Source organism: Embleya sp. NPDC008237 (assembly GCF_042956465.1).
Taxonomy (GTDB): domain Bacteria; phylum Actinomycetota; class Actinomycetes; order Streptomycetales; family Streptomycetaceae; genus Embleya.
Genome location: NZ_JBIBGL010000042.1, coordinates 22,264 through 31,570, shown reverse-complemented (window position 1 = coordinate 31,570; position 9,307 = coordinate 22,264). Strand labels below are relative to the sequence as shown.

The window sequence follows — 9,307 nt, the reverse complement described above, 5'->3', positions numbered from 1 at the left end:
CCTGCACACCGACGGCCACACCGTCGACTGGTCCCGGCTGTTCACCGGCACCGCCGCCACCCTGACCGACCTGCCCACCTACCCCTTCCAACACCAGAGCTACTGGTTGGACGGCACGTCACCGGGTGGGCGGAAGGCCGACGGGCTCGGCCTGACCTCACCGGGACACCCGCTGCTGACGGCGGTCGTCGAACTCGCCGACGACGACGGCGCGGTGTTCACCGGCCGGCTCTCGCTGCACACCCATCCCTGGCTCGCCGACCACCGCATCGGCGGCATCGCGATGTTGCCCTCGGCCGCCATGGCCGAGTTGGCGGTCCGGGCCGGCGACGAGGTCGGCTGTTCCGGTGTCGCCGACCTGACCATCGACACCCCGCTGACCATTCCGGACGGCGGTGGTGTCCGGGTGCGGGTGACCATGGGCGCGGCCGACGAGGACGGGTTCCGGCGGATCACCATCGGCTCGCGGCCGGACCGGGACGACCCGGTCGTGCCGTGGCAGGTGCACGCCACCGGCCTGCTCACCGAGCCGGCGCCGGCACCGATGATCTCCCTGGACGCCTGGCCACCGCCCGGCGCCGACCCGGTCGAACTCGGCGACCTGCACCGACGGCTCGACGACAAGGGATATACCCACGGGCCGGCGTTCCGGGGCCTGCGCGCGTTGTGGCAGCGGGACGAGGAACTGTTCGCGGAGGTGCGCCTTCCCGACGACACGGACCCGGACACGTTCGGGATTCATCCCGCGCTGCTCGACGCCGCGCTGCACCCGTTGCTCGCCGCCGGGCCGGACACCGCCGACCTGTCCTGGCACGGGTTCGACCTGTATGCCGCCGGTCCGCGTGCGCTGCGGGTCCGGATCAGGCCCAGGGGGCGGGACGCGTTCCGGTTGTGGCTGGCCGACGAGACCGGCGAACCGGTCGCCGAGGTCCGCTCGCTGCGGCGTCGTCCCGCGGCCGACGCCGGTCGGGTCGACGGCGCGAGCGGCGACTCGCTGTTCCACGTGCTCTGGTCGCCGGTCGTCCTGCCCGACCCGGAGGACCTCACGACGACCGGCTGGGCCGTACTCGGGAACACCCCGCCGGCCGGCCTCGCGCGCCGCGTGGACAGCGTCGCGGACGCCGCCGGGGACGTCCTGGTCGCCGTGATCGACGAACCGGCCGGAGACGACCCGGTGGCCGCGGCGCACCGGGCCACCGTACGGGCGCTGGAACTGGTGCAGGACGGGCTGGCGTTCGGGACCTCCCGGCTCGTGCTGGTCACGCGCAACGCCGTCGTCACCGACGACGGTGCGGACGTCGAACTCGGGACCGCCCCGGTGTGGGGTCTGGTCAGGTCGGCCCAGGTCGAGAATCCGGGCCGCATCACGCTGATCGACCTGGACGGCAGTCCGGCGAGCGCCGAGCAACTTCCCACCGCGATCGCGTCCGGCCACGACCAGGTGGCCATCCGCGCCGGACGGGCCAGCACCCCCCGGCTGGCCAGGGTGCGCGCGACCGCGACGGCCCGGCCGGAGCCGGCGCCGGCCGGCACCGTCCTGGTGACCGGCGGAACCGGTGCGCTGGGTGCCTTGTTCGCCCGGCACCTGGTCACCGAATACGGCGTCCGGAACCTGGTGCTCACGAGCCGACGAGGCCCGGACGCCCCCGGGGCGCACGCACTGGTCGAGGAACTCACCGCGCTCGGCGCGCAGGTGACCGTCGTCGCCACCGACGTCACCGACCGGGCCGCGGTGGCCCGGCTGCTCGACGCGATCCCGGCGGAGCACCCGCTCACCGGCATCGTGCACACCGCCGGCGTCATCGACGACGGCATCATCACCGCACTCACCCCCGACCGGATCACCACCGTGCTCCGCCCCAAGGTCGACGCCGCATGGCACCTGCACGAACTCACCCGCGACCGACCGCTCGCGATGTTCGTGCTGTTCTCCTCGGTCGCCGGTGTCGTCGGCTCGCCGGGACAGGCGAACTACTCGGCCGCCAACCAGTTCCTCGACGCACTCGCCCAGCACCGCAGGGCGAACGGGCGGCCCGCCCACTCCCTCGCGTGGGCGGCGTGGGCGCAGGAGCACGGCATGGCATCCCGGCTGTCCGAGGTGGATCGGAGCCGGGCGACGCAGGCGGGTCTGCGACCGATCGCACCGGCCGAGGGTCCCGAGTTGTTCGACGCGGCGATCACCGCCGCCCACCCGACGACGGTGCCGATGCACCTCGACGTCGCCCTGATCGAGCGGCAACCCGGGCCGGTCCTGCCGGTGTTGCGCGGTCTGGTCCGCCGGCCGGGCCGGCGGGTGATCACCGCGGCGGCGGAGCACACCGGACTGCTCGCGGAGCGGCTCGCCCCGCTCGACGAGTCCGGCCGCCGGGAACTCCTGCTCGACCTGGTGCGCACCGCCGTGGCGGCGGTGCTCGGCCACGGCAGGACCGACCACATCACCGCCACGACCGTCTTCACCGAGCTGGGGTTCGACTCGCTGACCGCGGTCGAGCTGCGCAACCGGCTGGAGGGCGAGACGGGTCTGCGCCTGCCGCCGACCCTGCTGTTCGACCACAACACCCCGGCGGCGCTGATCGATTACCTGCGCGTGGAGCTGTCCGGCCGAACCGAGGGCGATACGCGGTCCACCGTGGACTTCGCGGCCGAGGTGCGGCTCGCCGAGGATGTGGTCCCGGCCGCGGACGTCACCACCGTGGTCGCCGATCCCGAGCAGGTCTTCCTCACCGGAGCGACCGGGTTCGTCGGCGCGTTCCTGCTCAGGGACCTCATGCGCGCGACCGGGGCCACCGTGCACTGCCTGGTCCGCGGCGCCGACGAGCGGGCCGCGCTCGACCGGCTGCGGGCCAATCTCACCTGGTACGGCATCTGGGACGAGATCGACGCCGACCGGCTGTCGGTCGTCACCGGCGACCTCGCCGAACCGCGCTTCGGCCTCGACGCCGAGCGGTTCGACCGGTTCGCCCGCGAAGTCGACGTGGTCTACCACGCCGGCGCGACGGTCAACTGGCTGCACCCGTACACGTCGCTGAAGGCGGCCAACGTGACCGGTACCGAGGAGGCGCTCCGGCTCGCCGCGCTGCACCGGACGGTTCCGCTGCACTACGTGTCGAGCACCGGCGTCTTCGCCGGGCCGGCACCGGACGGAGCCGGCCTGACTCCGGAGGATCCCACCGGGCCGCCGCAGGAGTTGACCAACGGGTACCGGCAGAGCAAGTACGTCGCCGAGAAGATCATCGAACTGGCCCGGGAACGCGGCCTGCCCGTGTCGATCTACCGCGCCGACGTCATCTCCGGCGCACAGACCAACGGCGCGTGCCAGACCCGCGACTTCGTCTGGCTGAGCCTGAAGGGCAGCCTCCAGGCACGGGCCATGCCGATCGGCGCGAACGCGCTGTTCCCGATGGTGCCGGTGGACTACGTCAGTGCGGCCGTTTTGGCGCTGTCCCGCACCACGCACGGCCGGACCTTCCACCTGTTCAATCCCGTGGCGGTCGGCTATGCCGACATGGTCAAGCGGCTGCGCGAGTCCGGCTACGTCCTGGACGAGGTGCCCTGGGACGAGTTCGTCGCCACCGTCCGCGCCGATCGGGACAACGCACTCTTCCCGACGATCGACATCTTCCGGAGCTACATGACCGCGGGCGAGGCCCTGTACATGCGGATGGACGTCGCCGCGACGGAGGCCGCACTCGCCGGCACGGGCATCGCGTGCCCGGAGATCGACGCCGAACTGTTCGGCAGGTACACGGAGTTCTTCGCCGCCGCCGGCTACTTCCCGGCACCGGCGAAGCTCGGGTAGGTGCCCGCGCGGTAGTCGGTACGACCACGGGCGTGTCCCCGATCCCCCGACGGGGATCGGGGACACGCCCGCGAGTTCGCCGGTGGATCCCCGCTCTATTTGCCGTCCAGGAACTGGAAGAGTTCCTCGTCCGTCGCGGCGGTGACGTCGAGCCTGTCCTCGGACGGGTCGGCGGAGTCCCGGAACGCACGCAGCCGCACCAGCAGGCCCTCCAGACGATCGGCGATCCGGTCCCCGTCCGGGCCGGTCACCGACGCCATGGTCAGCGCCGAGTCGACCCGGTCCAGCTCGCTCAGCAGCGAACCCGTCGGCGCCGAGGTGCGGGCCGCCGCCAGACGGATCAACTCACGGGCCACGGCGGCTGCCGTCGGGTGGTCGAACACCAGCGTCTGCGCGAGCCTCAGGCCGGTCTCCGCGCCGAGCCGGTTGCGGAACTCCACCGCGGACACCGAGTCGACCCCCAGGTCGGAGAACGCACGGTCGGGATCGATCGACCGTCCCGGCGCATACTGCAGCACGTCGGCCATCCGGGTGCACACCAGGTCGAGCAGGATCTCGTACCGGTCCTCCTCCGCCAGACCGGCCAACCGGTCCAGCAGGGCGCCCGAGCCGGCCGCCGCCGCCGGGCGCGACGACCGCGACGAGCGCGGCACGACCCCCCGGCCCGCGAGTCGCCGCAGGATCGGCGGTACCTCCGCCTGGGCGCGCACCATGGTCAGGTCCAGTGCCACCGGAACCAGCAGCGCCGCGTCGAGGCCGAGCGCGGCGTCCAGCAGCGCAACGCCCTGCTCCGACGAGTACAGGGTCACCCCGAGTCGGGCCAGCCGGGCCAGGTCCACCTCGGACAGGTCCTCGGTCATCGTGCTGCGCTCGGCCCACATGCCCCACGCGAGCGACACCCCGGGCAGCCCCCGGGCCCGCCGGTAGTGCGCGAGTGCGTCCAGATAGGCGTTGCCCGCCGCATAGTTCGCCTGACCCGCCGGGCCGATCAGGCCGGACATCGAGGAGAACAACACGAACGCCGACAGGTCCAGGTCGCGGGTCAGCTCGTGCAGGTTCCATGCGGCGACCATCTTGGGGCTCAGCGTCACGTCGAGCCGCTGCGGGGTCAGCTCGGTCAGCACCCCGTCGTCGAGCGCACCGGCCGCGTGCACGACCGCGGTCAGCGGGGCCTCGGCCGGGATCGCGGCGAGCAGCCGGGACAACGCGGCGCGGTCCGCCGTGTCGCAGCCGGCCAGTTCGACCTCGGCGCCCAGTGCGGTCAACTCGGCCGCCAGTTCCGCGCCCCGCGGGGAACCCGCGCCGGTGCGGCTGACCAGCAACAACCGCCGCACCCCGTGCGCGTTCACCAGGTGCCGTGCCACGACCCCGCCGAGGGTGCCGGTCCCACCGGTGACGAGCACGGTGCCGGCACCGAACGCCGCCGCCGGCGCGGCGCCGCTGCCCACCTCGGCCCGGACCAGCCTGGGCACCAGGGCCCGGCCGGACCGGATCGCCAACTGCGGCTCCTGTGCGACCAGCGCCGCCACCGCGTCCCACGGCACCGGCTCGGCGTCCACGTCCACCAGCGCGAACCGGCCCGGGTTCTCGGTCTGTGCCGACCGCACGAGGCCCCACACCCCGGCCTGGGCGAGCCCGTCGACCGGCTCCTTCGGCTCGACCCCGACCGCACCCTCGGTCACCGGCACGAGCGTGCCGGCGGCGAACCGCTCGTCGGCGAGCCACTCCTGCACGAGCGCGAGCATCGCACCGGTGACCTGCCGGGCATCCGGGCCGGTCGGGCAGCGCAGGAACACCACTCCCGGGTCGGCGGGCACCTCCGCGAGCGTGTCCACGAGCGTCCACGGAACCGACTCCGCCGACTCGGCGGGCGCGGCCGACCAGTCCACCCGGAACATCGAATCCGCGGGCGTGCCCGGTCCGCTCGTCGGCATCTGCCGGAACCGCAGGCCGTCGACCGACGCCACCGGCGCACCGGTCGCATCCGCGAGCCGGATCGACACCACGTCCGCGCCGGCGGCCGACATCCGCACCCGCAGCGCGGATGCCCCGACCGCCGACAGGGACATGCCCGACCAGGCGAACGGCAGGACGGCACCGTCCATGCCGTCGAGGAAGGACCCGAACCACACCGCGTGCAGCGCCGCGTCCAGCAGCGCCGGGTGCAGGCCGTACCGATCCGCCTCGCCCGCGGCCTCCGGCGGCAGGGCGACCTCGGCGAACACCTCGTCCCCGCGCCGCCACAACGCCGACAACCCCCGGAACGCCGGGCCGTAGTCGTACCCGCGTGCGGCGAGGTCGGCGTACACGTCGCCGATCGCTACCTCCCGCGCCCCCTCCGGGGGCCATACGCCGGCCTCGAATCCGGCCGGCGGGGCCCAGTCGGACAACGAACCGTCGGCGTGCCGGACCCAGTCGCCGTCCTCCGGGCGGGCGTGTACCGACACCGCCCGGTGTCCCGACGCGTCGGCCTCCTCGACCACGACCTGGATCATCGCCCCGGCCCGCTCCGCCAGCACCAGCGGCGTGTGCACGGTGAGTTCGTCGAGCAGTTCGCAGCCCACCTCGCGGCCGGCCCGCAGCACCATCTCCACGAACGCCGCACCCGGTACCACCACCCGGCCCAGGATCGCGTGGTCGGTCAGCCACGGCAGGCTCTGCGGGGACAGTCGGCCGGTCAGTACCGTCCCGCCGGACTCCGGCAGCGCCAACACCGCACCGAGCAGGGGGTGTTCCCCGGCGACCAGGCCCGCCGCCCGCAGGTCGCCCGCCTGCGTCGGCACGTCCATCCAGTAGCGGTCGCGCCGGAACGGGTAGGTCGGCACCGGCACGGTGCGCGCCCCCGTCCCGGCGAACACCGCGTGCCAGTCCACCTCGATGCCGTGCACGTGCGCCGCGGCCAACGCGGCCAGTGCGGTGACCGGTTCCGGGCGGTCGGCCCGCAGCACGGGCACCGCGACCGATACCGAGTCCCCTTCCGGGAAGCAGCCCTCGGCCATCGCGGTCACCGCGGCGTCCGGGCCGATGCCGACGAACCGGGTCACCCCGTCCTTGCGGAGGCGTTGCACCGCGGCGGCGAACCGCACCGGCTCGCGGACCTGGCGCACCCAGTACTGCGGTGAGCACACCGACTCCGCCGTCAGCGCCCCGCCGGTGACCGTCGACACGATCGGCAACACCGGCTCGTGGAACGCCACGGCGGCGAGCACCTCGCGGTAGGGCTCCAGCATCGGGTCCATCAGGGGCGAGTGGAACGCGTGGCTCACTCGCAGCCGCTTCGTGCGTCGGCCCAGGGTCGCGAAGTGCTCGGCGACCCGCAGCACCGCGCCCTCCTCGCCCGACACGACCACCGCCTCCGGACCGTTCACGGCGGCGATGCCGACCTCGGCACCCGCCGCGATCGGGACCACTTCGGCCTCGCCGGCCCGGATCGACACCATCGCGCCGCCTTCGGGCAACCGCTCCATCAGCCGACCGCGCGCCGCCACCACGCGGCAGGCGTCCTCGAGCGTCCACAGGCCGGCCACGAACGCCGCCGACAACTCGCCGATCGAATGCCCGGCCAGCACCTCCGGCCGCACGCCCCACGAGCCGAGCAGCCGGGTCAGGGCGACCTCGACCGCGAACAGCGCGGGCTGCGCCCACCCGGTCCGGTGCAGCAGTTCCGCCTCCGGATCCGCCTCGGCGATCAGCACGTCCCGCAGCGGCCGGTCCAGCAGTCCGTCGAACCCGGCGCAGACCTCGTCCAGCGCCGCGGCGAACGCCGGGAATTCCGCGTACAGTTCGCGACCCATGCCGATCCGCTGGGTGCCCTGCCCGGCGAACACGAACGCGGTGCGGCCGGGATGCGCGACACCCCGCACCACCCCGGAAGCCGTGTCGCCCGCGGCGAGCGCCCGCAGGCCGGCGAGCAGCCCGTCCCGGTCCCCCGCCGGCACCGCGGCCCGGTGTTCGAAGGCCGTGCGGGTGGTCGCCAGCGAGAACCCGACGTCGAGCAGATCCGGCCCCTCCGGCGCGTCCACGGTGGCCGACAACACCTCGGCCTGGGCGGCCAACGCTTCGGGGGTCCGGCCGGAGAGCAGCAACGGCACCGGCGGCAGCGGGATCCGCTCCTTCGGTTCGGCCGCCTCGCCCGCCGGCGCCTGCTCCAGGATCACGTGCGCGTTCGTGCCGCTGATCCCGAACGACGACACCGCGGCCCGCCGCGGCGCGCCCGTCAGCGGCCATTCGCGCCGCTCGGTCAGCAACCGCACGTCGGCCGCGGACCAGTCCACATGCGACGAGGGGGTGTCCACGTGCAGGGTCTTCGGCAGTACGCCGTGACGCAGCGCGAGCACCATCTTGATCACGCCGCCGACCCCGGCGGCGGCCTGGGTGTGCCCGATGTTGGACTTCAACGACCCGAGCCACAGCGGACGGTCGCGGTCCGGGCCGTAGGTGTCCAGCACGGCCTGCGCCTCGATCGGGTCGCCGAGTCCGGTGCCGGTGCCGTGCGCCTCGACCGCGTCCACGTCCGAGCCGGCCAGGTCGGCGTCCTGGAGCGCCTGCCGGATCACCCGCTGCTGGGACGGCCCGTTCGGCGCGGTCAGCCCGTTCGACGCGCCGTCCTGGTTGACCGCGCTGCCCCGCACCACGGCCAGCACCGGATGCCCGAGCCGCAGGGCGTCCGAGAGCCGCTCCACCAGGAGCATGCCGACGCCCTCGGCCCAGCCGGTACCGTCGGCCGCGTCGGCGAAGGACTTGCAGCGCCCGTCCGGAGCCAGCCCGCGCTGGCGGCTGAACGCGACGAGCATGCCCGGGGTGGACATCACCGTGGCGCCGCCGGCCAGCGCCAGCGTGCACTCCCCGCGGCGCAGCGACTGGACCGCCAGGTGCAGCGCGACCAGCGAGGACGAGCAGGCCGTGTCGACGGTGACGGCGGGCCCCTCGAACCCGAGGGTGTACGCGATCCGCCCGGAGGCGGCGCTGTTCGCGGTGCCGGTGAGCAGGTGCGCCTCCGCGCCGCCGACCGCCTGGTGCAACCTGGGCCCGTAGTCCGGTGCCATCGCCCCCGCGAACACCCCGACCCGGGCGCCGCGCAGCGCGGCGGGGCGGATCTCGGCCCGCTCCAGCGCCTCCCAGGAGGTCTCCAGGAGCAGCCGCTGCTGCGGGTCCATCGCGACCGCCTCGCGCGGCGAGATCCCGAAGAACTCGGGGTCGAACTCCGTTGCCCCGCGCAGGAACCCGCCGTGCCGGGTGTAGGTGCGGCCGGGTGTGTCCGGGTCCGGGTCGTACAGCGACTCCGCGTCCCAGCCGCGGTCGACGGGGAATTCGCCGATCGCGTCGCCGCCGGCGTCCAGCAGGCGCCACAGGTCCTCGGGCGAGCCGACGTCGCCGGGGAACCGGCAGGCCATGCCGATGATGGCGACCGGTTCCCGACTCGCCTGCTCGGTCTCCCGCAGCCGTTGTCTGGTCTGCTGCAACTCGGCCGTGACCCGCTTGAGGTATTCGACCAGCTTCTCTTCGTTA

1 protein-coding gene and 1 pseudogene are annotated in these 9,307 nt (G+C 74.0%); one reads left to right on the top strand and one right to left on the bottom strand.

Translation table 11 applies throughout. The features are described 5' to 3' along the window. The coding region (locus ACFZBU_RS47725; RefSeq protein ID WP_391590112.1) for a thioester reductase domain-containing protein at positions 1-3,799 on the top strand (3,799 nt) is incomplete at its 5' end. 95 nt (positions 3,800-3,894) lie between these two features. Here the strand turns inward: ACFZBU_RS47725 and ACFZBU_RS47720 are convergent. After that, positions 3,895-9,276 (bottom strand): annotated as a pseudogene (locus ACFZBU_RS47720) (type I polyketide synthase); the annotation flags it as partial. Positions 9,277-9,307: the final 31 nt, after the last annotated feature.